The organism is Blastococcus sp. SYSU DS0619 (assembly GCF_054051035.1).
Genome location: NZ_JBJHAM010000006.1, coordinates 86,930 through 110,548, shown reverse-complemented (window position 1 = coordinate 110,548; position 23,619 = coordinate 86,930). Strand labels below are relative to the sequence as shown.

21 protein-coding genes are annotated in these 23,619 nt (G+C 73.3%); 13 read left to right on the top strand and 8 right to left on the bottom strand.

The annotated features are described in order from the left end of the window. Positions 1-17: 17 nt before the first annotated feature. Positions 18-1,097 (bottom strand): inositol-3-phosphate synthase, encoded by a 1,080-nt coding sequence (locus ACI79T_RS10365; RefSeq protein WP_456609979.1) that lies wholly within the window; start codon positions 1,095-1,097, stop codon positions 18-20. A 93-nt stretch (positions 1,098-1,190) separates the two neighbouring features. Continuing rightward, positions 1,191-1,841, bottom strand: a complete 651-nt coding sequence (locus ACI79T_RS10360; RefSeq protein WP_456609978.1) for a PadR family transcriptional regulator — start codon at positions 1,839-1,841, stop codon at positions 1,191-1,193. A 159-nt stretch (positions 1,842-2,000) separates the two neighbouring features. Here ACI79T_RS10360 and ACI79T_RS10355 point away from each other — a divergent pair, with 159 nt between their 5' ends. The 3 genes from ACI79T_RS10355 (at position 2,001) to ACI79T_RS10345 (ending at position 6,536) form a co-directional block, all read left to right on the top strand. Then, a complete protein-coding gene (locus tag ACI79T_RS10355; protein ID WP_456609977.1) occupies positions 2,001-2,417 on the top strand; it encodes a DUF5318 family protein in 417 nt (138 codons plus the stop codon). 144 nt (positions 2,418-2,561) lie between these two features. After that, positions 2,562-4,997, top strand: a complete 2,436-nt coding sequence (locus ACI79T_RS10350; RefSeq protein ID WP_456609976.1) for a transglycosylase domain-containing protein — start codon at positions 2,562-2,564, stop codon at positions 4,995-4,997. Positions 4,998-5,063: 66 nt separating this feature from the next. Beyond that, a complete protein-coding gene (locus ACI79T_RS10345; RefSeq protein WP_456609975.1) occupies positions 5,064-6,536 on the top strand; it encodes a glycosyltransferase family 87 protein in 1,473 nt (490 codons plus the stop codon). Between the two features lie 254 nt (positions 6,537-6,790). Here ACI79T_RS10345 and ACI79T_RS10340 read toward each other — a convergent pair whose 3' ends face one another. Further along, positions 6,791-7,606: a deoxyribonuclease IV gene (locus ACI79T_RS10340; protein ID WP_456609974.1), complete on the bottom strand. Its 816-nt coding sequence runs from the start codon at positions 7,604-7,606 to the stop codon at positions 6,791-6,793. A 124-nt stretch (positions 7,607-7,730) separates the two neighbouring features. On the opposite strand from ACI79T_RS10340, the gene ACI79T_RS10335 reads away from it, so the two are divergent. From ACI79T_RS10335 to ACI79T_RS10305, 7 genes are all read left to right on the top strand, one after another. Next, on the top strand, positions 7,731-8,750 hold the full coding sequence (locus ACI79T_RS10335) for a hypothetical protein (RefSeq protein WP_456609973.1): 1,020 nt from the start codon (positions 7,731-7,733) through the stop codon (positions 8,748-8,750). Positions 8,751-8,961: 211 nt separating this feature from the next. After that, a complete protein-coding gene (gene rpsF / locus ACI79T_RS10330) occupies positions 8,962-9,249 on the top strand; it encodes a 30S ribosomal protein S6 (protein WP_346620780.1) in 288 nt (95 codons plus the stop codon). Between the two features lie 2 nt (positions 9,250-9,251). Then, positions 9,252-9,746 (top strand): single-stranded DNA-binding protein, encoded by a 495-nt coding sequence (locus ACI79T_RS10325; RefSeq protein ID WP_456609972.1) that lies wholly within the window; start codon positions 9,252-9,254, stop codon positions 9,744-9,746. A gap of 38 nt (positions 9,747-9,784) precedes the next feature. Next, positions 9,785-10,021, top strand: a complete 237-nt coding sequence (gene rpsR / locus ACI79T_RS10320) for a 30S ribosomal protein S18 (RefSeq protein ID WP_073422051.1) — start codon at positions 9,785-9,787, stop codon at positions 10,019-10,021. 11 nt (positions 10,022-10,032) lie between these two features. After that, complete coding sequence (rplI, locus tag ACI79T_RS10315) at positions 10,033-10,479, top strand: 50S ribosomal protein L9 (RefSeq protein WP_456609971.1); 447 nt, start codon at positions 10,033-10,035, stop codon at positions 10,477-10,479. A gap of 654 nt (positions 10,480-11,133) precedes the next feature. After that, complete coding sequence (gene dnaB, locus ACI79T_RS10310) at positions 11,134-12,504, top strand: replicative DNA helicase (protein ID WP_456569046.1); 1,371 nt, start codon at positions 11,134-11,136, stop codon at positions 12,502-12,504. Positions 12,505-12,760: 256 nt separating this feature from the next. Continuing rightward, complete coding sequence (locus tag ACI79T_RS10305) at positions 12,761-14,623, top strand: hypothetical protein (protein ID WP_456609970.1); 1,863 nt, start codon at positions 12,761-12,763, stop codon at positions 14,621-14,623. Between the two features lie 86 nt (positions 14,624-14,709). Here ACI79T_RS10305 and ACI79T_RS10300 read toward each other — a convergent pair whose 3' ends face one another. Next, positions 14,710-15,909, bottom strand: coding sequence for a fatty acid desaturase family protein (locus ACI79T_RS10300; protein WP_456609969.1), 1,200 nt, complete (start codon positions 15,907-15,909; stop codon positions 14,710-14,712). Between the two features lie 26 nt (positions 15,910-15,935). Next, positions 15,936-17,045, bottom strand: a complete 1,110-nt coding sequence (locus tag ACI79T_RS10295) for a ferredoxin reductase (protein WP_456609968.1) — start codon at positions 17,043-17,045, stop codon at positions 15,936-15,938. Between the two features lie 93 nt (positions 17,046-17,138). Between ACI79T_RS10295 and ACI79T_RS10290 the strand changes: the two genes are divergently transcribed. The 3 genes from ACI79T_RS10290 (at position 17,139) to ACI79T_RS10280 (ending at position 19,752) form a co-directional block, all read left to right on the top strand. Next, the gene (locus tag ACI79T_RS10290) at positions 17,139-18,350 is read left to right on the top strand and encodes a PucR family transcriptional regulator (protein WP_456609967.1); all 1,212 of its coding nucleotides are present in this window, start codon (positions 17,139-17,141) and stop codon (positions 18,348-18,350) included. A gap of 94 nt (positions 18,351-18,444) precedes the next feature. After that, positions 18,445-19,332 (top strand): hypothetical protein, encoded by an 888-nt coding sequence (locus tag ACI79T_RS10285; protein ID WP_456609966.1) that lies wholly within the window; start codon positions 18,445-18,447, stop codon positions 19,330-19,332. A 114-nt stretch (positions 19,333-19,446) separates the two neighbouring features. Then, a complete protein-coding gene (locus tag ACI79T_RS10280) occupies positions 19,447-19,752 on the top strand; it encodes a hypothetical protein (protein WP_456609965.1) in 306 nt (101 codons plus the stop codon). Positions 19,753-19,943: 191 nt separating this feature from the next. Here ACI79T_RS10280 and ACI79T_RS10275 read toward each other — a convergent pair whose 3' ends face one another. The 3 genes from ACI79T_RS10275 to ACI79T_RS10265 are packed head-to-tail and all read right to left on the bottom strand — an operon-like array spanning position 19,944 to position 23,596. Next, positions 19,944-20,558: a class I SAM-dependent methyltransferase gene (locus ACI79T_RS10275; RefSeq protein ID WP_456609964.1), complete on the bottom strand. Its 615-nt coding sequence runs from the start codon at positions 20,556-20,558 to the stop codon at positions 19,944-19,946. Positions 20,559-20,567: 9 nt separating this feature from the next. Next, positions 20,568-22,145 (bottom strand): FAD-binding oxidoreductase, encoded by a 1,578-nt coding sequence (locus ACI79T_RS10270; RefSeq protein ID WP_456609963.1) that lies wholly within the window; start codon positions 22,143-22,145, stop codon positions 20,568-20,570. After that, positions 22,142-23,596, bottom strand: a complete 1,455-nt coding sequence (locus tag ACI79T_RS10265; RefSeq protein WP_456609962.1) for a DNA polymerase IV — start codon at positions 23,594-23,596, stop codon at positions 22,142-22,144. The genes ACI79T_RS10270 and ACI79T_RS10265 overlap by 4 nt, the downstream gene beginning before the upstream one ends. Between the last annotated feature and the right edge of the window lie 23 nt (positions 23,597-23,619).

The window sequence follows — 23,619 nt, the reverse complement described above, 5'->3', positions numbered from 1 at the left end:
GACAGGTCCGGCTGCGCTCAGCGCTCGATGTCGCCCCGGATGAACGCCTCGACGGCGTCGCGGGCCTGGCTGTCGTCGTACTGCACCGGCGGGCTCTTCATGAAGTAGCTCGACGCCGACAGGATCGGGCCACCGATGCCACGGTCCTTGGCGATCTTCGCGGCGCGGACGGCGTCGATGATGATGCCGGCCGAGTTCGGGGAGTCCCACACCTCGAGCTTGTACTCGAGGCTCAGCGGGACGTCGCCGAACGCGCGGCCCTCCAGCCGGACGTAGGCCCACTTGCGGTCCGACAGCCACGGCACGTGGTCCGACGGGCCGATGTGCACGTTGCCCTTGCCCATGTCGCGGTCGACCTGGCTGGTGACCGACTGGGTCTTGGAGATCTTCTTGGACTCCAGGCGCTCACGCTCGAGCATGTTCTTGAAGTCCATGTTGCCGCCCACGTTGAGCTGCATCGTGCGGTCCAGCTGCACGCCGCGGTCCTCGAACAGCTTGGCGAGCACGCGGTGGGTGATGGTCGCCCCCACCTGGCTCTTGATGTCGTCACCGACGATCGGGACGCCGGCCGCGGTGAACTTGTCCGCCCACTCCTTGGTGCCGGCGATGAAGACCGGGAGGGCGTTGACGAACGCGACCCCGGCGTCGATCGCGGCCTGGGCGTAGAACTCGGCGGCCTGCTGCGAGCCCACCGGGAGGTAGCAGACCAGGACGTCGGCGCCGGACTCGCGCAGCGCGGAGACCATGTCGGCCGGCTGCTCGTCGGACTCCTCGACGATCTCGCGGTAGTACTTGCCCAGCCCGTCGAGGGTGGTGCCGCGCTGGACGGTCACGCCCAGCGGCGGGACGTCGCAGATCGTGATGGTGTTGTTCTCGCTGGCGACGATCGCCTCGGAGAGGTCGCGGCCGACCTTCTTGGCATCGACGTCGAACGCGGCGACGAACTCGATGTCGGAGACGTGGTACTCGCCGAACCGGACGTGCATCAGACCCGGCACGGACGCCGACTCGTCGGCGTCGCGGTAGTAGTGGACGCCCTGCACGAGCGAGGCGGCGCAGTTACCGACGCCGACGATGGCGACCTTGACTGACCCCATGACTCTCCTTCTCCCTGGACCGTTGGTCCCGTGTACGTGAACCGCGAGCGGTCCGGATGACTGCGGACGGGGCCGGAGGACCCGCCGCCTGTTTCACGTGGTGCTCGGCTGCTCCGGGTCGGGCCGCGCGGCTCCGCCCGCTTCCCGGCGCTCTGTTCCTGGCTCCGTCGCCTCCCGGCGCGCGGGCTCCGTCGCCTCCCGGCGCTCGCTGTCGATCAGCTCCGAGAGCCAGCGGACCTCCCGGTCCACCGACTCCAGACCGTGGCGCTGCAGCTCGAGCGTGTACCGGTCGAGCCGCTCCCGGGTGCGGCTCAGCGAGGTCCGCAACCCCTCGCGCTGCTGCTCCACGGTGCGCCGGCGGCCCTCGAGGATCCGCAGCCGGACGTCGCGGGCCGTGTGCCGGAAGAAGGCCAGCCGGACGCCGAAGAGCCCGCCGTCGTCGTAGGCCTCCGGGCCGGTCTGGCCGACCAGCTCGTGGAAGCGCTCCTTGCCTTCCGCGGTGATCGTGTAGACCACCTTCCCGCGCCGGCCGGTCAACGGCGGTGCGTCGGCCGGCAGCAGGGCACGCGGCGTGGGCTCATCGGTGGTGATCAGCCCGGCCGCCTGCATCCGCCGCAGGGCGGGGTACAGCGATCCGTAGGAGATGCTGCGCAGCCCGCCGAGCACCTGGGCGAGCTGCTTGCGCAGCTCGTACCCGTGCATCGGGGCCTGGTGCAGCAGGCCGAGGATGGCGAACTCGAGCACCACGCCCTCCTCGGTCGGCCCTGCGCATCGATGTATCGGCACGATACATCGGCGCCATCGACGTATCCATCTGGCAGCAGTGGGGCGCGTGGGCCGCCCGGGACGGACGACGGACCGGAGAACCGCACGTCGGACGGGCTGGTGCGTACATTGGCCGCCGTGCCCGGACGTCGATCCGTCGTGGATTACTCGCTGCAGCGGCGAGCCGTCCTGGCGGGAGTACATGCCGGCCGCACCGGGTTGTTCGAGGTGTGCGACGCGAGCCCGTACCTCTCCCGCGCCGCCAAGTACCACGGGCGACCCACGGACGTGGCCTGCCCGGTGTGCCGCCGGGAGCGGCTCACCCAGGTGAACTACGTGTACGGCGAGCACCTCGGGCCAGTGGCCGGTCAGGCCAAGACCGAGGCCGAGCTCGCCCGCATGGACGCCGCCCAGGAAGAGTTCTCCGTCTACCAGGTGGAGGTCTGCCGCAGCTGCGGGTGGAACCACCTGGACTGCTCGTACGTCCTCGGAGCTGAGCCCGAACCGGGGCGCAGGCCCCGCCGCGGCCGGCGCCGGGCGGCCACCGAGCCGTGACCGGCCGGTCGGCACCCGGCCCGCGCGATGCGCGGACCCGAGCCCGCGACGACGCGGACCGGGCCCGCGCCCACAGCTGAAGTCGATTCCCCGTGTCCGGGCAGGTGCCCGGACGACCATGACAGTCCAGGAAGGGGTGTGCTCGTGCCCAGCCACGACGAGACCTCGCCCGTCGCACCGAGGGCCGGTTCGGTCCGCCGGCCGCCCGCCGCCCGTACCCGCAGCACCGGCGGCGGCGGGGGTTCCGGCCGCCCGCCCGGCGGCTCCGGCCGTCCCCCGGCGGGTGGCGCGGGGCGCGGTCGCCCCCCGGCCGGCCGCGGTGGCACCTCGTCGTCCCGGAACGGCACGAGCGCCTCGCGCGGCGGCTCCGGCCGCCCGGCTGCCCGGCCCGCGCCGAAGGGCAAGGCCCGCCCGAAGAAGCAGCGGCGCAAGCGCCGGCTGAAGATCGCCGCCGGCGTCATGGGCGGGCTGTTCGTCCTCCTCTGCGTCTTCGTGGGCGTGGTGTACGCCAGCACCGAGGTGCCGAGCCCCGACTCGGTCTCGACCAAGCAGACGACGGTCCTCTACTACGCCGACGGCGTGACCGAGATGGCGCGGCTGGGCGACGAGAACCGCACCAACGTGCCGCTGGCCGAGGTCAGCGAGGCCGCGCAGCGGGCGGTGCTCGCGGCGGAGAACCGCAGCTTCTACACCGACCCGGGCATCTCGTTCACCGGCATCGTCCGGGCGGCCTGGAACAACGTGACCGGTGGTTCCACCCAGGGTGGCTCGACGATCACCCAGCAGTACGTGAAGAACGCGTTCCTGACGTCGGAGCAGACCTTCAGCCGCAAGTTCCAGGAGCTCTTCCTGGCCATCAAGCTGGACAACAACTTCTCGAAGGAGCAGATCCTCGAGAACTACCTGAACACCATCTACTACGGCCGGGGTGCCTACGGCATCGAGGCCGCGGCGAACACCTACTTCGGCGTCTCCGCGGCCGAGCTGACCCCGCAGCAGGGCGCGGTGCTCGCCGTCCTGATCCGCAGCCCCTCTGGCAACGACCCGGAGGTCAACCCGGAGGGCGCGCAGGAGCGCTGGGGCCTGGTGCTGGACGCGATGGTCGACGAGGGCTGGCTCACCCCGGCCGAGCGGGAGGCCTCGGTGTACCCGCCGGTGCTGCCGCGTGGCGACTCGCCGCTCGGCACGCCCGAGGGCCCCGAGGGTCACATCGTCAAGCAGGTCCGGGACGAGCTGGAGGCCGAGGGCTACGACGAGCAGCAGATCAACGCCGGTGGGCTGCAGATCATCACGACGATCAGCAAGCCGGCGCAGGACGCCGCCGTCGTCAGCGCGCAGGAGACCCTGAACGGTCAGCCGGACAACCTCCGCACGGCCCTGGTCTCCATCGACCCGCGCACCGGTGGGGTCATCGCTTACTACGGCGGCAGCAACGGCGTCGGGACCGACTACGCGCAGGCGCAGCGGCAGCCGGGCTCGTCGGTGAAGCCCTACGTCCTGGCCACGGCCCTGGAGCAGGGCATCGGCATCCAGGCCCGGCGCGACGGCAGCTCGCCGCAGACGTTCCCCGACCGGGAGCAGCCGGTGACCAACTCCGGCGGCACCAGCTGCCCGGCCTGCACGCTCACCGAGGCGATCACGCGCTCGCTGAACACCACGTTCTACGGCCTGGCCTACGAGGTGGGCCCGGAGAACGTCCGGGAGACGATCCTGGCGGCGACCGGTCTGCCCGACACCTGGGAGAGCGGCAACCTCGAGGGCAGCGCGACCCTGGCGAACGCCAACGGGGGGACCGGCTCGTCCATCGGCATCGGCGAGTACGAGATGCGCCCCTTCGACCAGGCGCAGGGCTTCGCCACGCTGGCCGCGGGTGGCGTCTACCGGGATGCCTACTTCGTCTCCCGGGTCACCGACAACGCCGGCGCGCTGCTCTACGAGCAGTCCGGCGAGCCCGGTGAGCAGGTCCTGCCCGCCGACGTCGTCAACGACGTCACCGTGGCGCTCAAGGACGTCGCGTCCTACTCGCGCCGTTCGCTGGACGGCGGCCGAGAGGTGGCCAGCAAGACCGGTACCCAGGGCCTCAACCGTGAGGACAACTCCGACGCCTGGATGGTCGGCTACACCCCCTCGGTCTCCACCGCGGTGTGGATGGGTGCCGACGTCCTGGAGCCGATCCGGACGACCCAGGGCCAGATCATCTACGGCTCGGGGCTGCCCGGTGCCATCTGGCAGGAGTACATGAACGCCGCCCTCTCCGGGCTTCCCGCGGAGGAGCTGCCGGACAGGGCACTGATCAGGGGCGACTCCGGTCAGGGCGTCCCGGAGCCGACGACCGAGGCGCCGGCGCCGGTGAGCACCCCCGCCGCGCCGTCGACGCAGAGCACCCCGACGCAGACGGCGCCGCCGACGACGACCGCCCCGCCGACCACGACCGCGCCGCCGACCACGACCGCCCCGCCGGCCACGACGACGCCCGGCACCGGTGACGACGGCGGCGGGACCAACCCGGGCGGCGACACCGTGGGCGGTAGCCCCGCCAACGGCTCGCCGGGGCCCGTCGTCCCGCCGCCGGTCGACTGACCGATCCCGCACACTGCTCGTATGAGCAGCTCGCCCACGGGCCCGTCCGCCACCGCGGACGGGCCCGTGGCCGTTCCACGTGGAACGTCGGAGCCCGGAGCGCCCGACCGGGTCGTCCCCTCCTGGACCGATCCGGTGGTCCGGCAGGCCAGCGAGGCCGTGGGCGGCCCGTGGGGCCGCTTCGCGGTCACCGGGCGCGCCTGGTTCTGGACCCCGCTGCGCGTGTGCCTGCTGTTCGCCACGCTCGTCCTGGCCGCGGCGTGGGTGAAGCAGGCGCCGTGCTCGGACGGCAACTGGCCGGGGCAGCTGCAGTACACGCACCTCTGCTACTCGGACCCCGTGCCGCTCTTCGGCGTCTACGGGCTCGACGGGTCGCTCCCCTACCTGGACGTCGCGGTCGAGTACCCGGTCCTCACCGGTGGCTTCATGGCGCTCGCCGCGACCCTGTCCGGCGGCTACGACCGGGCGGCGGCCGCCACGCACCTGCTGCCCACCGTCCCCCCGGTGCAGAGCTACTACGTCGTCACCTGCCTGCTGCTGACCGGCTGCGCGCTGCTCGTCGTGCGCAGCACGCTCGCGCTCGCCGGCCGCCGCCCCTGGGACGCGGCCATGGTCGCGCTGTCCCCGCTGCTGCTCGTGCACGCGTTCACGAACTGGGACCTGGTCGCGGCCGCGCTGGCCGGCCTGGGGATGTGGGCCTGGGCGCGACGGCGTCCGGTGCTGGCCGGCGTCCTGCTGGGGCTGGGTGTCGCCGCGAAGCTCTACCCGCTGTTCGTGCTGGCGGCGCTGTTCCTGCTGTGCCTGCGTGCGGGGCGGCTCCGGACGTGGCTGCGCACCTCGATCGCCGCGGTCGCCGCCTGGGCGGCCGTGAACGTGCCCGTCGCGCTGGCGGAGCCCGCCAACTGGTCGTACTTCTTCGCCTTCAACAGCACCCGGCCGGTGGATCCCGACTCGATCTGGAACCTGGCGCTGCACGTCGCCGGGGACGGAGCGGCCAACGGCGTGCCGGGCGCCGGTCCGGCGCCGATCCTGGTCAACGCCGCCGTCGCGGTGTCGCTGCTCGCCGGTGTCGCGGCGGTCGCCTGGCTCACCCTGGCCGCACCGGTCCGCCCCCGGGTGCCCCAGGTGGCCTTCCTCCTGGTCGCCGTCTTCCTGATCACCAGCAAGGTGTGGAGCCCGCAGTACTCGCTGTGGCTGCTGCCGCTCGCGGTGCTGGCCCGGCCGAGATGGCGTGCGCTACTGGCCTGGCAGGCCACCGAGGCGCTGCTCTGGGTCCCCCGCATGCTCTGGTACCTCGGCACGGACAACATGGGCATCGACGTCGAGTGGTTCTTCCTCGCCGTCGCCCTCCGCGACGTCGCGGTCGTCGTCCTCGTGGCGCTCGTCGTGCGGGACGTCCTCGATCCCGACCGGGACGTCGTCCGCACCAGCTGGCCCGGCATGGACGACCCGGCAGGCGGCGTCCTCGACCACCACATGGACGCCGTGTCATTGCGGTCCTCCGGACCGCACCGCGGCCCGGTGCCGTCCCCCGGCTGAGCTGAGCGCGTCCGTCCCGCCTGCGCGGAGCTGTGTCATCGCGGTCCTCCGGACCGCACCGCGGCCCGGTGCCGTCCCCCGGTCGGGCTGAGCGCGTCCGTCCCGCCTGCGCGGAGCTGTGTCATTGCGGTCCTCCGGACCGCACCGCGGCCCGGTGCCGTCCCCCGGTCGGGCTGAGCGCGTCCGTCCCGCCTGCGCGGAGCCCTCCGGGCCCCACTCGGCGGGACCGTGCTGACCCCGTTCCGGGCTCCCGGTCAGCCGGCCAGCGCCTCGCGGAGCAACGCGATCTCCTCGGCGTGGTCGGCTGCGTCGCCGGGGGTCTCCAGCACGATCGGGCAGCCGGCGGCGCGGGCGACGTCGACCAGCACGTCCGCGGGGATCTCGCCGGCGCCCAGCGGCGCGTGCCGGTCCCGGCTCGACCCGGCGGGGTCGCGGCTGTTGTTCAGGTGCAGCAGGTCGATCCGGCCGGTGACCGCGCGCACCGCGTCGACGACGGTGGACAGGTCCCAGCCGGCGGCCCAGGCATGGCAGGTGTCGAGCACGAAGCCGGCGCCGAACTCACCGACGGCGTCCCACAGCCGACCGAGCGCGTCCAGGTCGCGCGCCATGGCGTTCCCGCCGCCCGCCGTGTTCTCGATGAGCACCGGGACCGGGAAGCCGCCCTGCTCCGCCTGGCGCGCGAAGGTCTTGCGCCAGTTGTCCACACCGGCCGCCGGATCGTCCTTCGCCAGCACGTGCCCGCCGTGCACGACCAACCCGCGGGCACCCACGTCCGCGGCGGCCTGCGCGTGCTTGCCGAGCAGCGTCCGGCTGGGGATGCGGATGCGGTTGTTCGTCGTCGCCACGTTGAGGACGTACGGCGCGTGTACGAAGACCGCGACGTCGGAGGCCTGCAGCTCCGTGGCGTCCGGGCGGGGACGGGGCGCCTTCCAGCCCTGCGGATCGGCGAGGAAGACCTGGACGCCGTCGGCATCCATCTCCGCCGCGCGGGCCAGTGGACCACCCCGGTCCAGCTCGCCGTCGTCGGTGAGGCCTGCGCCCACGTGTACGCCGATCGGGTGCACTGCCATGCCGGTTCTCCGCATCTGGACGAGTTCCTGGTTTACCCGTATCGCGTGCGTCACATCATCGTTGGGATCGTGACGGGGGTTACTCGCCGGTCGTGGTGTGACGTCGACGTGGAGGTAGCAGAACATGGCAGCGGATCGCATCCGTCGCACCGCCCGCCGGGGCATCGCCGTGGCCACCCTGAGCTGGCTGGGTGTGGCCGTCGCCTCGGTGGCGGCGGCTCCGGTCGCCGGCGCCGCGCCCACCGCCACCGTGCCGATCCGGGATCTGACCCAGCTGGTCGTCTCGGTGGACCAGGGCGGGTCGGTCACCTTCGTGAACGAGCTGCAGGACAGGACGGTCAAGGTCGGCGGCACCCTGCTGCCGGCGCTGGTCGACGTCACGGCCAAGACCTCGGTCACGCTGACCGTGCCGTCCGGTCAGAAGCCGCTCGCCCCGGGCGCCAGCGTCACCGAGACGTTCGACCGCAGCTGCGTGGCGGGCTGCTGGCTGACCTTCAGCTACACGTACGAGAGCGGGGCCTCGCTGACCCAGCCCCTCCTCGATGCGGCCGCCGCGCTGCTGCCCCCGCTGCCCCGGCCCCAGCCCCTGGTGGTCAACACCCTGCTGCCCCTGCCCAACCTCGAGGGCGTGAACCTGCCGCAGCTCCCGCCGGTGGCGCTGCCCGCCGCCCCGCCGCAGGTGGCGCCGCCCGCGCCGCCGACGGAGGGCGCTCCGGTTGCGCCGGCGCCCACGGCACCGGCGGCTCCGGAGGCCGCTCCCACCGTCCAGGGCGTCCCGGGTGACCAGTACACCTACGACACCGGCTCCGGCGGCGCCGCGCAGCTCGCCCCGGGTACCCGGTCGGCCGGCGCGGCCTTCGACCCGTCCCGTTCCGTGCGACCGGAGCCCGGTTCCGGCGGCGCCGATGCCGCCGGCAGCGGTGGCCTCACCGGCTCCTACGACAACGCCTCGGTCCCGGTGTTCGGTCAGCTGGCCGGCCTGAGCTCGGGGGGACCGGACGGGGAGGAGGCCGACCGGGTCGCCACGGTGTCCGGGACCGAGCCGGCCACCCTGCCGGCCGCCGCGCTCGCCGCGGTGGTGGCGCTGGCGACGGTCACCGCGGCGCTCGTGCGCACCGCTCAGGCGGCCCGCGGGACCCGCTGACGCAGGAGGAGACCCACGACGGCTGCTCTGCTCTCCGGGCCGGTGGTCGTCGTCGCGGGCAGCCCTGTGGACAGCGCCTGGTGGCCGGTCCCGCATCGCTGGTAGCCTGGGCCCGCGCGTTCCGGCTGCTGCCGGGGCGCGCGACGCATGTACGACCCTCCTGCTGCAGATCGTCTGCGGCCGCTGAGACCAGAGGAGGTGGGGTTTCTCCATGCGCAACTACGAACTGATGGTCATCCTCGACCCCGATCTCGAGGAGCGCACGATCGCGCCCTCGCTCGACCGGTTCCTGACCGTCGTCACCAACTCCGGTGGCACCGTCAAGACCGAGATCTGGGGCCGTCGCCGGATGGCGTACGAGATCAAGAAGCAGGTCGAGGGCATCTACGCGGTCATCGACATCCAGGCCGAGCCCGCCGCGGTCGCCGAGCTGGACCGCCAGCTCAACCTGAACGAGTCGGTGCTGCGCACGAAGCTGATGCGCCCCGAGGTCCACTGACCATGGCCGGCGAAACCGTCATCACCGTCATCGGCAACCTGACCGCCGATCCGGAGCTGCGCTTCACGCCGTCGGGCGCCGCCGTCGCGAACTTCACCGTCGCGTCGACGCCGCGCACCTTCGACCGCCAGTCCCAGGAGTGGAAGGACGGCGAAGCGCTGTTCCTCCGCTGCAACGTCTGGCGTCAGGCCGCGGAGAACGTCGCCGAGTCGCTCACCCGCGGCTCGCGGGTCATCGTCAGCGGCCGCCTCAAGCAGCGTTCCTTCGACACGAAGGAAGGCGAGAAGCGCACCGTCATCGAGCTGGAGGTCGACGAGATCGGCCCGTCCCTGCGCTACGCCACCGCGAAGGTCACCAAGGCCTCCCGCGGTGAGGGCGGCGGCGGCTTCGGTGGCGGCGGCGGCGGTGGCGGCGGCTTCGGTGGTGGCGGCGGCGGTGGCGGGGCGAGCGACCCGTGGTCGACGCCCGCCGGTCCGTCCGACGAACCGCCGTTCTGATCCTCTTCCTCTCTGACTGAATCTCTCTGGAGAACCAGGTGCCCAAGCCCCCTGTTCGCAAGCCCAAGAAGAAGGTCTGCCAGTTCTGCAAGGACAAGGCGACCTACATCGACTACAAGGACACGACCCTGCTGCGGAAGTTCATCTCCGACCGCGGCAAGATCCGTGCCCGCCGCGTCAGCGGCAACTGCAGCCAGCACCAGCGCGACGTCGCCACGGCCGTGAAGAACAGCCGTGAGATGGCGCTGCTGCCCTACACCTCCACGGCGCGCTGATCATGAGCACCATGAAGCTGATCCTGACGCAGGAGGTCACCGGTCTCGGGTCCTCCGGCGACACCGTCGAGGTCAAGGGCGGCTACGGCCGCAACTACCTCCTGCCCCGCGGGCTGGCCATCGTGGCCACCCGGGGTGCCGAGAAGCAGGTCGACTCCCTGCGCCGGGCGCGTGCCGCCCGCGAGGTGGCCTCCCACGAGGAGGCGCAGGCCCTGGCCGGCCGGCTCAACGGCCTGACCGTGCAGGTGCCGGCGCGCGCCGGTGACGGCGGTCGCCTGTTCGGCCGCGTCACCACCGCCGACGTCGCCGCGGCGGTCACCGCGGCCGGTGGCCCGGAGCTCGACCGTCGCCGGATCGAGCTGCCCAGCAGCATCAAGACCACGGGCCAGCACACCGTCACCGTGCGGGTGCACCCCGAGGTCACCTCCCAGCTGACGATCGACGTCGTCGCCGGATAGGCAGCAAGGCCCTCCCGCCGGAAGGCGGATGCACCGCCCACGAGGGGCGTCGGACACCTGTCCGGCGCCCCTCGTGGCGTTCCGGAGGTGTGCAATTGGCGCCGGACCGCCGGCCGGGTCGGAACCCGCTGAGACGGCCGGGGCCGGTCCGGGAGTGCCGGCCCGGACGTCGGACCGCCCACCGGCGCCCGCACGCCCGCAGGGGCCCGTCAGGGGCGCCGGCGCCCCGGCCCACTGCGACGCGGGCGGGCTCGGAACCGGGCCCGGGGCACCGCTGTGACACGTGGTGCGACGCCGCGAAGTTTCTCGAGAAGTTTCTTCCGTCCACACCCGGTGGGCGGCGTCCGTGCAGGTGGGGCGGGGTGCGCGCGGGTACGGCAGCTCGCCGTCCCCCGCTTTCTCCACATGTCGACACGCCCCCGTCCACCGACTTGTCCACAAGTTGTGCAGATCGACGTGCACAGCGGTGGTGGACTCTCCCGCCGCAGCTTCCTAACGTCCTCTCCGGCCACCACGGGGACGGCGGACTGTCGGTCCCCTCCGGTAGGCATGGATCGAACGGACGTTCGGTCCGGCGGCGCCCGCCGAGCTCGCGCACTTCCCCTGCGTGCAGTGGTCATGCGGGCGCGCCCGCAAGGAGATGGAGGTACCCCCGTGGCGGTGGCCGACGAGTTCAGCCGACCGTCCGTGACGGCGCCGGAGTACGACCGGCAGCCGCCCCAGGACGTCGCGGCGGAGCAGTCGGTGCTCGGCGGCATGCTGCTGAGCAAGGACGCGATCGCCGACGTCGTGGAGGTGCTGCACGGCAACGACTTTTACCGGCCGGCGCACCAGGTGATCTTCGACTGCATCCTGGACCTCTACGGCCGCGGCGAGCCCGCCGACGCGATCACCGTCGCCGCCGAGCTCAACCGCACCGACCAGCTGTCCAAGATGGGCGGTGCGGTCTACCTGCACACGGTCATCGCCTCGACGCCGACGGCGGCCAACGCCGGCTACTACGCGGCGATCGTCGCCGAGCAGGCCGTGCTGCGCCGCCTGGTCGAAGCCGGCACCCGAGTGGTGCAGCTCGGGTACGGCGCCGCCGGCGGCAAGGGGGACGTCGACGACATCGTCGACCGCGCCCAGCAGGAGATCTACGACGTCACCGAGAAGCGGATGAGCGAGGACTACTCGCGCCTCGAGGACGTCCTCCAGCCGACGATGGACGAGCTGGACGCCATCGCATCCCGCGGCGGCACCGCCCGCGGCGTCCCCACCGGCATCCGTGATCTCGACGAGCTCACCAACGGGCTCCAGGCCGGCCAGATGGTGGTCATCGCAGCCCGTCCCGGTGTCGGCAAGAGCACGCTGGGGCTGGACATCGCCCGCTCGGCCACGGTGAAGCACCAGATGCCGGCGGTGATCTTCTCGCTTGAGATGAGCAAGCACGAGATCACCATGCGTCTGCTGTCGGCCGAGGCGAAGGTGCCGCTGCACCACATGCGCGCCGGCACGCTCTCCGACGAGGACTGGGCGAAGCTCGCGCGGCGGATGGGCGAGGTGGCCGACGCGCCGCTCTACATCGACGACTCGCCGAACATGACCATGATGGAGATCCGCGCCAAGGCCCGGCGGCTCAAGCAGCGCAACGACCTCAAGCTCGTGGTCATCGACTACCTGCAGCTGATGACGTCGGGCAAGCGCGTCGAGAGCCGCCAGCAGGAGGTCTCGGAGTTCTCCCGTGCGCTCAAGCTGCTGGCCAAGGAGATCGAGGTCCCGGTCATCGCGATGTCGCAGCTCAACCGTGGCTCCGAGCAGCGTCAGGACAAGAAGCCGATGCTCTCGGACCTCCGTGAGTCCGGCTCCATCGAGCAGGACGCCGACATGGTCATGATGATCCACCGCGAGGACATGTACGAGAAGGAGTCCCCGCGGGCCGGCGAGGCCGACATCATGCTGGTCAAGCACCGCAACGGCCCGACGGCCAACGTCACCGTCGCTTTCCAGGGCCACTACAGCCGCTTCGTGGACATGGCTAACTGAGCAGCACCGATCGACTGCGTGAGCGAGGCCCGGGACCGGTCGGTCCCGGGCCTCGCTGCGTGACGGCGTCCGCCGGGGAGGGTGCATCTCCGACTGGGCGCGGAGCACTGCCGACGGACCGTTCCGTCCAGCACAGCGCTGCGACCTGCGGAGATGCGGGCATCCGGCGTTGTGGCCCGCGTCACCGTCGGCTAGGAAGAGGGCCCCCACAGTCATTGGAGACCTCTTGTCCTCACGTTCCTGGCGTCGGGCGACCGTGTCGGTCGTCGGCGCCCTGGCGCTGACCGCCACGGCCTCGCCGGCGCTCGCCGCCCCCGCCAAGGCCCAACCGGTCTCGGTGTTCCCCTCGAACGACCTGACCGTCCCCGACCCGCGGCAGCTCACCGGCCTGCGGGTGGCCCTGCCGACCGAGGGCTGCGGCGCGGCCCTCACCTGCGGCCTGGTCGAGCGCCTCAACGAGCTCGACGGCTTCGACCTGGACCCGCGCCTCGCGGTGCAGTTCGACGCCGCGGTCGACCCGGCCGAGGCCGCGCAGCGGATCACCGTCCAGGAGGCGCGCGGCAGCTGGCGGACCGGCGTCGACCGCGTCGTCTGGGACCCGGCCACGAACACGCTCTACGCCCACCCGGCCGAGCAGCTGGCGCCCGGGACCACCTACCGCATCAGCGTCCAGAACGGCCCCGGGGCCGCAGCCACGGACGAGACCTTCACGACCCTGAGCGCCACCGACGGGCTCGTCGACCTCAACCTCCAGATCCAGTCCGGCCGCGCCCTCCGTGCGGTCGGCATCGAGCGCCCGGGCCTGGAGATCGACGGCGTCTTCCCGGCGGCGGGGACCACCCTGCAGTTCCAGGCCGACGCCGGTCCCGTCGACCCCCTGCCGGCGTCGGTCATCCAGCCGGTGGCGAACGGCACCCTGGTCTTCGGTTCCTACCTGGCGCCGTCCTGGCTCCGTCCGGACGTCACCATCGAGCAGACCCCCACCCGGGACATCGGCCCGGCGCCGGTCGAGGCCGAGCGGCTGCCGTTCGTGGCCGTCCTCCCCGAGGGTCCCGCCCCGCGCGGTGGCTGGCCGGTGGCGGTGTTCGGGCACGGCTTCACCGGCTCGACGGCGAACGTCTTCCTCGCTGCCGCCACGAACGCGCAGAGCGGCATCGCGACGATCTCCACCAACGTCGTCGGCCACGGCTTCGGCCCGGAGAGCGGGTGGCTGGTCACCAGCGGCGGGGTCACCACGACGCTGCCCAGCTACGGCCGGGGTGTCGACCAGGACGACGCCGGTGCGGACATCGGCAGCACCGAGGGCTCCTCGGCCACCGGTGCCGCCGCCGCGGTCTCCTCGCGGGACGCGCTGCGGCAGACCGCGGCCGACATCATGACGCTGGTCCGGTCGCTGGACGGGACGGACGTCGACGGGGACCGGCGCGCGGACCTCTCCGGCGCGCGGGTCACCTACTTCGGCCAGAGCTTCGGCGGCATCTACGGCACCATGCTGGCCGGTGCCGACCGGACGATCGCCCGCTCGGTGCTCAACGTGCCCGGCGGTCCGGTGACCGAGATCGCGCGGCTGTCGCCGTCGTTCCGCCTGCTGATCACCCAGTCGCTGGCGGCGGCGGGGCTGACCAACAGCACCGACGCGACGCGGGCCTACTTCCAGGAGCAGATGCCGCTGCGCGGCGAGGGGCCGGTCACCGCGACCGTGCCCGGTGCGCTCGCGATCCAGGACTACCTGGCCAGGGCGACGTGGCTGACCCGGCCGGGCAGCCCCGAGACCTTCGCCCCGCTCATCCGGGACGACCGAGTGCTGGTGCAGGTCACCTACGGCGACCGGACGGTGCCGAACCCGACGTCGTACACGTTGATCGACGCCGGTGACCTGTGGGCGCGGACGAGCCTCTTCCGCAACGACAAGGCCCCGGACCCGGTGGCCAACCCGCACAGCTTCCTGCTGAACATCGCCTCCACGGGCGGGCTGCAGGGGCAGGCGCAGGTGGCTGCGTTCCTCGGCACCGGACGGGTCATCGACCCCGACGGCGCCGGCCCGGTGTGGGAGGTGCCGATCAGCGACCCGGCGCTGCTGCTCCCGCTGAACTTCGAGCAGCCGGCGCTCCGCCCCTGATCCCCGGGACGCCCTGAACCACGGAGGCCCAGAACCGATCCGGTTCTGGGCCTCTGTGGTTCATCCCCCGCAGGGGAGCTGCTGGGTCAGGCGGCGGCCTGCTGCTGCAGCGCGCGACGGACCTTGGGTCCGCCGGTGGTCATCTTGTACAGCTTGGCCAGCTGGGCCGGCGCGTTCTTCGGGGTCGTCTCCGCCAGCCAGCCGTTGGGCAGCGACAGGCGGATGACCTTGTGCCACGCGCTCGCGACCTGCTTGTACAGCGGGGCGGAGTGGTAGGTGAGGTCGTAGCGGTCGAAGATCTCCTTCACCCGCGGGGCGATCTCGGCGTACCGGTTGCTCGGGATGTCGGGGAACAGGTGGTGCTCCACCTGGTGCGACAGGTTCCCGGTCATGAGGTGCATGGCCTTGCTGCCGGAGATGTTGGCCGAGCCGAGCATCTGGCGGACGTACCACTCGCCGCGGGTCTCGCCGTCGATCGACGTCTTCTCGAACGTCTCGACGCCCTCGGGGAAGTGACCGCACATGATGACCGAGTGCGACCAGAGGTTGCGCACCACGTTGGCGGTGAAGTTCGCCGCCAGGGTCGGCAGGAACGACGGGCCCGACAGCAGCGGGTGGACGACGTAGTCCTTCGTCGCCTGGTTGCGGATCTTCTTCAGCACCTGCTTGGCGGCGGCGCGGAACTTCGGGTCGCTGCGGCGCTTCTTGGTGGCCAGGTTCTTGCCCAGCTCGAGGTCGTAGGCGGCGATGCCGTACTCGAAGAAACAGGCGTTGATGAAGTTCCACAGCGGCTGCGCCAGGTACATCGGGTGCCACTTCTGGTCCTCGTCGACGCGCATGATCCCGTAGCCGAGGTCGTTGTCCTTGCCGATCACGTTCGTGTACGTGTGGTGCAGCTCGTTGTGCGAGTGCTTCCACTGCTCGGCGGGGCTGGCCATGTCCCACTCCCACGTCGTGGAGTGGATCTTCGGGTCGCGCATCCAGTCCCACTGGCCGTGCAGGATGTTGTGCCCGATCTCCATGTTCTCGAGGATCTTGGCGACGGACAGGCCGGCGGTGCCGACCAGCCACGCGGGCGGGAACTTCGAGAACAGCAGGACGGCGCGGCTGCCCAGCTCGAGCTTGCGCTGCACGTCGATGACGGTGCGGATGTACTTGGCGTCGTCCTCGCCCAGGCTGTCGCGGATCTCCTGGCGGATGGTGTCGAGCTCCTTGCCGATGAGCTCGATGTCCTCGGGGGTGAGGTGGGCGATCGGGTTCTCGGGCTTCTTCTGGATGACGGTCATGTCCGGGCTCCTGGGGCTCGAGGTGGTCAGTGGTCGATGTCGCAGGCGCCGGCGGCGGCGCTGACGCAGGTCTGGATGAGGACGCCGTCACCGACGTCCTCGGCGGTGGTGATCTCGCCGTTGCGCAGGTCCCGGACCGCGCCCGAGCGCATGGGGAGCACGCAGCCGTAGCAGATGCCCATGCGGCAGCCGCTCGGCATGAGCACGCCGGCGTCCTCGGCTGCGTCGAGGATCGGGGTCGCGCCGTCGGCCTCGACGGTGGTCCCGTTCTTCGTGAAGGTGACCGTGCCGCCCTCGCCGGTCACGAGGATCCGGGGGCGGAAGCGCTCGGTGTACAGCCGGTCGGCGATACCCACCGACGCCCAGTGCTCCTCCAGCGCCTCGAGCATGCCCACGGGCCCGCAGGCCCAGGTGGCGCGCTCGTGCAGGTCGGGCACCAGCTCGGCGATGGACCGGGCATCGAGCATCCCGGCGCTGTCGGTGTGCTGCTCGATCAGCCGGATCCGGCCGTCGGCGGCCATCTGCCGCAGCTCCTCGCCGAAGACGACGTCGTCGGAGGTGGGCGCGGAGTGGACCAGGACCGTGTCGGCCAGCGAGTCCGCGTGGTTGCGCAGGATGCCCATGACCGGAGTGATGCCCGACCCGGCGGTGACGAACAGCGCCTTGCCCGGGACCTCCTCCGGCAGGCAGAACTCGCCGGTGGCCTGGTCGAGCTGGATGATCGTGCCCGGCTGGACCCGGTGCACCAGGTGGTTGCTGACCTTGCCGTCGGGGATGGCCTTCACCGTGATGGTGAAGCAGCCGTCGGCGCGATCGAGCACCGAGGTGATCGAGTACGCGCGCCACTGGCGGACGCCGTCGATGTCGATGCCGATGCGGACGTACTGGCCCGGCACGTGGGGCAGCCAGTCGCGGCCGGGGCGGATGACGATGCTCGCCGCGTCGCGCGTCTCCTTGTGCACGGCCTCGATGCGACCGCGCAGCGCCGCACCGGACCGGAGCGGGTCGAACAGGTCGAGGTAGTCGACCGGCAGCAGCGGGGTGGTCACCAGCTCGGCGGCCCGGAGCACCCGGTCGCGCAGCGCGACCCGCGCCGGCGGTCGAGCCGTCGGAGGACGGGGGGCGGTAGCGGTCATGCTCTTAGCTTTCCCAGTCCGACGGTCAAATACCTGTGCCGCGGACGTGAATCGGCAGGTAGGTTCTGTTCGCCGAAGACAAAGGAGCGCACGATGACGTCGGGCTACGACCCCTTCCCCGAAGCGGTCGCGGAGGCGATGCGCCGGGAGCTGTCGAAGGTGGCCGAACGCGCGGTCGAGGAGATCATCGTCGCGGTGCCGAGCTACGCCGACGCGTTCTCCGGCCCGATGGGCCGCAAGATCTCCGGCGCCGTCGAGCTGACCCTGCGCGGGTTCCTGCAGCTCGCGGCCGCCGGTGGCAACGCCGACGCGGCCACCCCGGGCGGCCAGGTCGTCGAGGCCGCGTACGCGCTGGGCAGGGGAGAGGCGCGCAGCGGCCGCTCGATGGATGCCCTCCTGGCGGCCTACCGGGTCGGCGCGCGCGTGTCCTGGCGGGACATGAGCGCCGCCGCGGTCGCCGCCGGCCTGGGGCCCGAGCCCGTGGCCCGGTTCGCCGAGCTGGTGTTCGCCTACATCGACCGGCTCTCCGCCGCGAGCGTGGCCGGGCACGCCGACGAGCTCGCCTCCAGCGGCCGGGCCCGCCAGCGGCTGCTGGAGCGCCTGGCGCACGGGCTGCTGACCGGCAGCCCGCACACGGAGCTCATCGCGATGGCGCAGCGGGCCGAGTGGACACCGCCGCGGACCCTGACGGCCGTGCTGCTCCCGGACGGCCGCACCCGGGGGGCGCTGGTCTCCCTCGACCCGCGCACGCTGGTCGCCGCGGAGGACCTGCCCGACCTCGACCGGACCGATGACCTCGCCGTCCTGCTGGTGCCCGATGCCGAGGGCGCCGCGCGGGGGGCGCTGCTCCGCGGGCTCGGCGGTCGCCAGGCGGTGATCGGCCCGGCGCGGACCTGGTGGAACGCGCAGGCGTCGTTCCACCGGGCGCTGCGCGCGCTGCGCCTCGGGATGGCGTCGGACGACGGCGACCCGCTGGACACCGATGCCCGCCTCGCGGAGCTGGTCGTGCGCGCCGACGAGGAGGCCCTGGCCGACCTGCGGGCCCGGGTGCTGGCGCCCCTGGAGTCGGTGGGGGACACCGCGCGCGAGAAGCTCACCGAGACCCTGCGCTGGTGGTTGCTGCACCACGGCCGCCGCGACCAGGTCGCCGCCGCCCTGTTCGTGCACCCGCAGACGGTGCGCTACCGGATGACGCAGCTGCGCCAGATCTACGGGCCGCAGCTCGAGGACCCGCTGATGGTCCGGGACCTCACCGTGGCCCTCGGTGTCGTGCTCCCCGCGGTCCCGCCGCCCGCCGAGGCATGAGGCCCCTGCCGGGCCCGGGTGTTTCACGGGAAACGGGCCGGCCGACCGGGGACGGCGGGTCGACCCGGTCGGGGCGGTGCGCCAGGGTGGGCGCATGACCGTCGACCTGGCCGCCGCCGCCGACTTCCTCGCCGGCGCGGGCCGCGTGCTGGACCGGCGGCGCTTCGACCTGCTGCTCGGCGGCGGTGGGCCGGACCCGGTGCTCGCCGCCGTCGACGCCTTCCGCAACGCCGACGGCGGCTACGGCTGGGGCCTGGAGCCCGACCTGCGGTCGCGGACCAGCCAGCCGGGTGGCGCGCTGCACGCGTTCGAGGTGTTCGCCGACGTCGCGCCGGTGTGCACCGCGCGGGCGCGAGAGCTCTGCGACTGGCTCGCCTCCGTCACCCTGCCCGACGGCGGGCTGCCGTTCGCGCTGCCCGTTCCGGACCCGGCGGCGAGCGCCCCGTTCTGGACCGGCGCCGATCCCGCCCGCTCCTCGCTGCAGATCACGGCCGTCGTCGCCGCGGTGGCGCACCGGGTGGCCGGCGCCGACCCCGCGGTGGCCGCCTCCCCCTGGCTGACCCGCGCGACGGAGCACTGCCTCGCCGCCATCGGTGGCCTGGACCGCGGTACGCACGCCATGGAGCTGGCGTTCGCGGCGCAGTTCCTCGACGCCGCCGCACCGGCGCGACCGGAGGCCGCGGACCTGGTGGACCGCCTGCGCCCGCTCGTGCCGGCCGACGGGCTGCTGCACGTGGCCGGGGGCGCGGAGGACGAGTACATGCGGCCGTTGGACTTCGCCCCGCTGCCCGGTGGGCCGGGGCGGAGCCTGTTCGCCCCGGCCGTCGTCGAGGCGGAGCTCGACCGGCTGGCTGCCGGGCAGCGGGCCGACGGCGGCTGGGCGGTCGACTTCGCCAGCTACTCGCCCGCGGCCACCCTCGAGTGGCGCGGCCACCGCACGGTGCAGGCGCTGGTGCTGCTGCGCGGCAACGGCCGCCTCTGACCACGCCCGCATCCACGGGGAACTGCCATGGCGCTCACAGGCGGGTGCCATGCGGGTCGGCGACCGTCGTCCTCGAGCGGCCCACCGGGGCCGACGGTCGAGAGGAGCAGTGCCATGGAGCACACCGCGGACGAGCAGCCCGCCCCCCGCGAGCGCATCGGCAGCCGCGCCTGGGTGCGCACGGTCGGCCTGGTAGGCGGCGGCCTGCTGGCCGGCGGCATCCTGGCCGGCACGGTGTCGGCGACGGCTGCCGAGGGGACGACGACCCCGGAGGTCACCCAGGAGCAGGGGACGACGTCGGCCGAGGACTGCCCGGAGGGCGGCGCCCGCGGGGACGCCGGCACGCTGCCGGGCAGCGGGACCGACGAGGCCACCCCCGAGAGCAGCACCGAGTCGACGGACGTCGGGTCGGCGGCCTGATCCGCCGGTGGGCGGCCCGGTCGGGGGGCCGGCGGGCCGCCCACCGGCACCCGGCGCTCCCCCATCCGGGGAACCGCCGGGCTGCGAACGCCGGGTGCGCCGTGCGGGCCGTCGCTGACCCTGACGGCCCGCACGGTGCCCCGGTGCGCGCCCTCCGTCAGGCGGGATCCCCTGTCAGGCGGGGTCCTCCGTCAGGCCGGGCGGAGGACGGCGACGAGGAAGTCCGACCCGGCGGTGAACGGCCGCAGGTCCCAGGTGGACAGCAGCAGGTCCGGCTCCCAGCCGGCGGTACGGGCATCGGCGAGGAACTCGTCGAAGTCGTAGCCCCGGCCGGCGCCGAAGCCGATGACGGCGCGGCCGTCGGGGGCCACGTGCGCCCGCAGCCGGCGCAGCACCGCACCGCGCGTCGAGGTGGCCAGGAACGCCATCACGTTGCCGGCGCTGACGATCGCGTCGAACGGCTCGGGGATGCCGTGGGCGGGCAGGTCCAGCTCGGCCAGGTCGCCGACCAGCCAGCGCGGGCCGGGGTGGTCCTGCTCGGCGGCCGCCACGAGGACGGGGTCGACGTCCACGCCGACGACGGAGTGCCCGACCTCGTGCAGGTGCGCGCCGACCCGCCCGGGCCCGCAGCCGGCGTCCAGCACCCGGGACCCGCGCGGCAGCATCGCGTCGACCAGCCGCGCCTCGCCGACCAGGTCCATCCCCTGCTCCGCCAGCGTGCGGAACCGCTGCACGTAGGCCGCCGAGTGCTCGGGGTCCTCCTGGGTCATGCGGATCCATGCGCTGGGTTCGGGGCGTTCGGTCATGGGGCCGTTCTACAGGGCGGGCTCCGTCGGGGCGTCCAGCAGGACGCCGGGGTTGAGGATCCCCGCGGGGTCCAGGGCGCTCTTCGTCGCGCGCAGCGCCAGGGCGAACGGTTCGGGGCGCTGCCGGTCGTAGCCGGGCCGGTGGTCGCGGCCGACGGCGTGGTGGTGGGTGATCGTGGCGCGCAGCCGCCCCAGCGCCTCGGACGCCGCCGTCTTCACGTCGTCCCACATGGCCACCTCCGAGCCGGGCCGGCCGGCGGCGAGGACGGTGAAGTACGGCGCCGCCCCGTCGGGGTAGACGTGGGTGAGGCGGCAGTTCAGCAGCCCCGGCGCGCCGGTCACCGCCGTCACGGCGGCCCCGACCTCGTCACGGACGGTCGCGTACAGCTCCGGCAGGCGGTCCCAGGTGCACGCCGTCTCGAACGTCTCGACGATCGCGCTCATCCGCGCCAGGCCGTCCCGGACGTAGGGCATCCGGAGGAACGTGCTGCGCCAGGCGTCCGCCGCGGCGTCCGTCCCGCCCTCCCCCGTGGCGACGACCCCGCCGGAGGCGCGGGCCAGGTCGGTCAGCTCCGTCAGCCGGCCGTCCACCGGGTGGGCGGCCGACTCGACGCCGAGCACCAGCACCGACTCCCCCGCCGACGCGCCGGCCAGCGCGGCCTCGCCCGGGTCGAGCAGCCGGCAGTTCGCCGGATGGAGGCCTGCTTGCGCGATCGCCCGGACGGCGTCGAACGCCGCGCCGACGTCGTCGAAGGTCACCGACGCCGAGGCCTTCCACCGGGGCCGGTCCTGCAGCCGCATCCACGCCTCGGTGATCACGCCGAGGGTGCCCTCCGAGCCGAGGAAGAGCCGGTCCGGCGACGGGCCCGCGCCCGAGCCGGGCAGCCGCCACGACTCGCTGACGCCGGCCGGGGTGACGACGCGCAGCGACTCCACCAGGTCGTCGACGTGCGTGTGCAGCGTCGCGTAGTGGCCGCCCGCGCGGGTGGCCAGCCAGCCGCCGAGCGTGGAGAACTCGAAGCTCTGCGGGAAGTGCCGCAGCGTCAGCCCCGAGGGGCGCAGCTGCGCCTCGAGCACGGGCCCCAGCGCGCCGCCCTGGATCCGCGCGGCCCGGCTGACCGGGTCGACCTCCAGGACGCGGTCCAGCGCCGTGAGGTCCATCGACAGCCACGGCCGGTCCCCGCGGTACTCGACCCCGCCGACGACCGAGCTCCCGCCCCCGAACGGCACGACGACCACCCCGGCCGATCCGGCCCAGTCGAGCAGGTCGACCACGTCGGCCTCGCTGCGCGGGAAGGCGACGAGGTCCGGCGCGCCGGAGAGGTTCCCGGCCAGCGCCCGGACGACGTCGCGGTAGGCCTTCCCGTACGTGTGCGCGGCCCGGTCGGCGGGCGCGGCGGACACCGGCAGGGACGGCGGCGCGCCGACCCGGGACGGCGGCAGCGCGACGTCGGCCAGGTCCGGCACCGCGCGCGGCCGGTCCGGCAGGCCGGGCAGCAGCGCGCCCAGGGTGGCGCACTCGTCGTCGCCGAGCGCGCGGTCGGTCGTGCCCCAGCCCCACCAGGAGCGGGTCGCGGTTCCGGTCACTCGGTCGTCCTCCAGGGCGGGGGGTCGGCGGGCTGCAGCAACGGGTCGTCGGCGGCCAGCGTGCGCACCGGCCCGGGCGGCGTCAACGGTCCCTCGAAGCGCACCGTCACCCGGCCGAGCCCCCGCCCCCACACCCAGCCGGAGCCGAGCTCCTCGTGCCGCACGTCCTGCCCGGGCCACCAGCGCTTCTCGGCCGGCAGCTCCAGTGGCTCCACCGGCTGCTCGGGGCCGGTGGGCACCGGCGACTCCTGCGGGAGCTCCTCGTCGTCGGCGAACAGGTCGCCCTGCGCGTAGAGCGACAGCCCGGAGACGCCGACGCCGAGCAGCCGCAGCCCCCCGCTGGTCCCGGCCTCGGTGAGCAGCCGGCGGGCGGTCGCGGCGATCGTCCGGGCGTCGTCGGTGGGCTGGGGCAGCGTCTGCGAGCGGGTGATCGTGGTGAAGTCGTACCGGCGCAGCTTCAGCGTGACGGTCCGGCCCGAGTAGGCCGAGGACCGCAGCCGGCTGCCCACCCGGGTCGCCATCGAGTCGATCTCGCGGCCGAGGACGTCGATGTCGGTGAGGTCGCGCTCGAACGTCTCCTCGTGCGATACCGACTTCACCTCCCGGTCGGGGACGACGGCGCGGTCGTCCTCCGCCCGGGCCAGCGCGTGGAGCCCCGCGCCGTGGGCCCGACCGGCCAGCGCCACCAGATCGGGCAGCGACTTCGCCGCCAGGTCGGCGACGGTCTTCACCCCGACCTGGTGCAGCCGCTCCGCCGTCGCGGGGCCGACCCCGCCGAGCCGGGTGACCGGCAGCGGGTGCAGCACGTCGAGCTCACCGCCCGGCGGTACGACGACGAGGCCGTTCGGCTTGTCGAGGTCGGAGGCGATCTTGGCCATGAGCTTGGAGCTGCCGATGCCGACCGATCCGGTGACGCCCCCGGTGGCCACCGCGATCCGTTCCTTGAGCCTCCGGCCGAGTTCCGTCACACCGGAAACGGTGAGGTCGTGTCCCGGCCCGGCGGCGAGGTCGACGTAGGCCTCGTCGATCGAGACCGGCTCCACCAGCGGGGAGAGTTCGCGCAGCAGCTCCATGACCACGTCGGAGGTCCGCCGGTACGCGGCGAACCGGCCGCCGAGGAACGCCGTGCCCGAGGGGCAGCGCCGCCGGGCCTCCGCCGTCGACATCGCCGACCGCGCGCCGTAGGCCCGCGCCTCGTACGACGCCGTCGCGACGACACCGCGTCCGCCGACGCCGCCGACCACGACCGGCCTACCGCGCAGCGACGGCTTGTCCCGCTGCTCGACGGCGGCGAAGAACGCATCCAGGTCCAGATGCAGGATGCTCGCCTCCCGCCGCATGCCCCCGATGATCCCCGGCCGACGGCGAGCGCTCGCCACGGCCCGCCGTTCCACCGCGCGGGGAACTTCCTTGCCCGCTCCGTCCAGCAACTGCCAGGCTGCGGCCTCCACGATCTCGGAGGAGGACGCGCGCG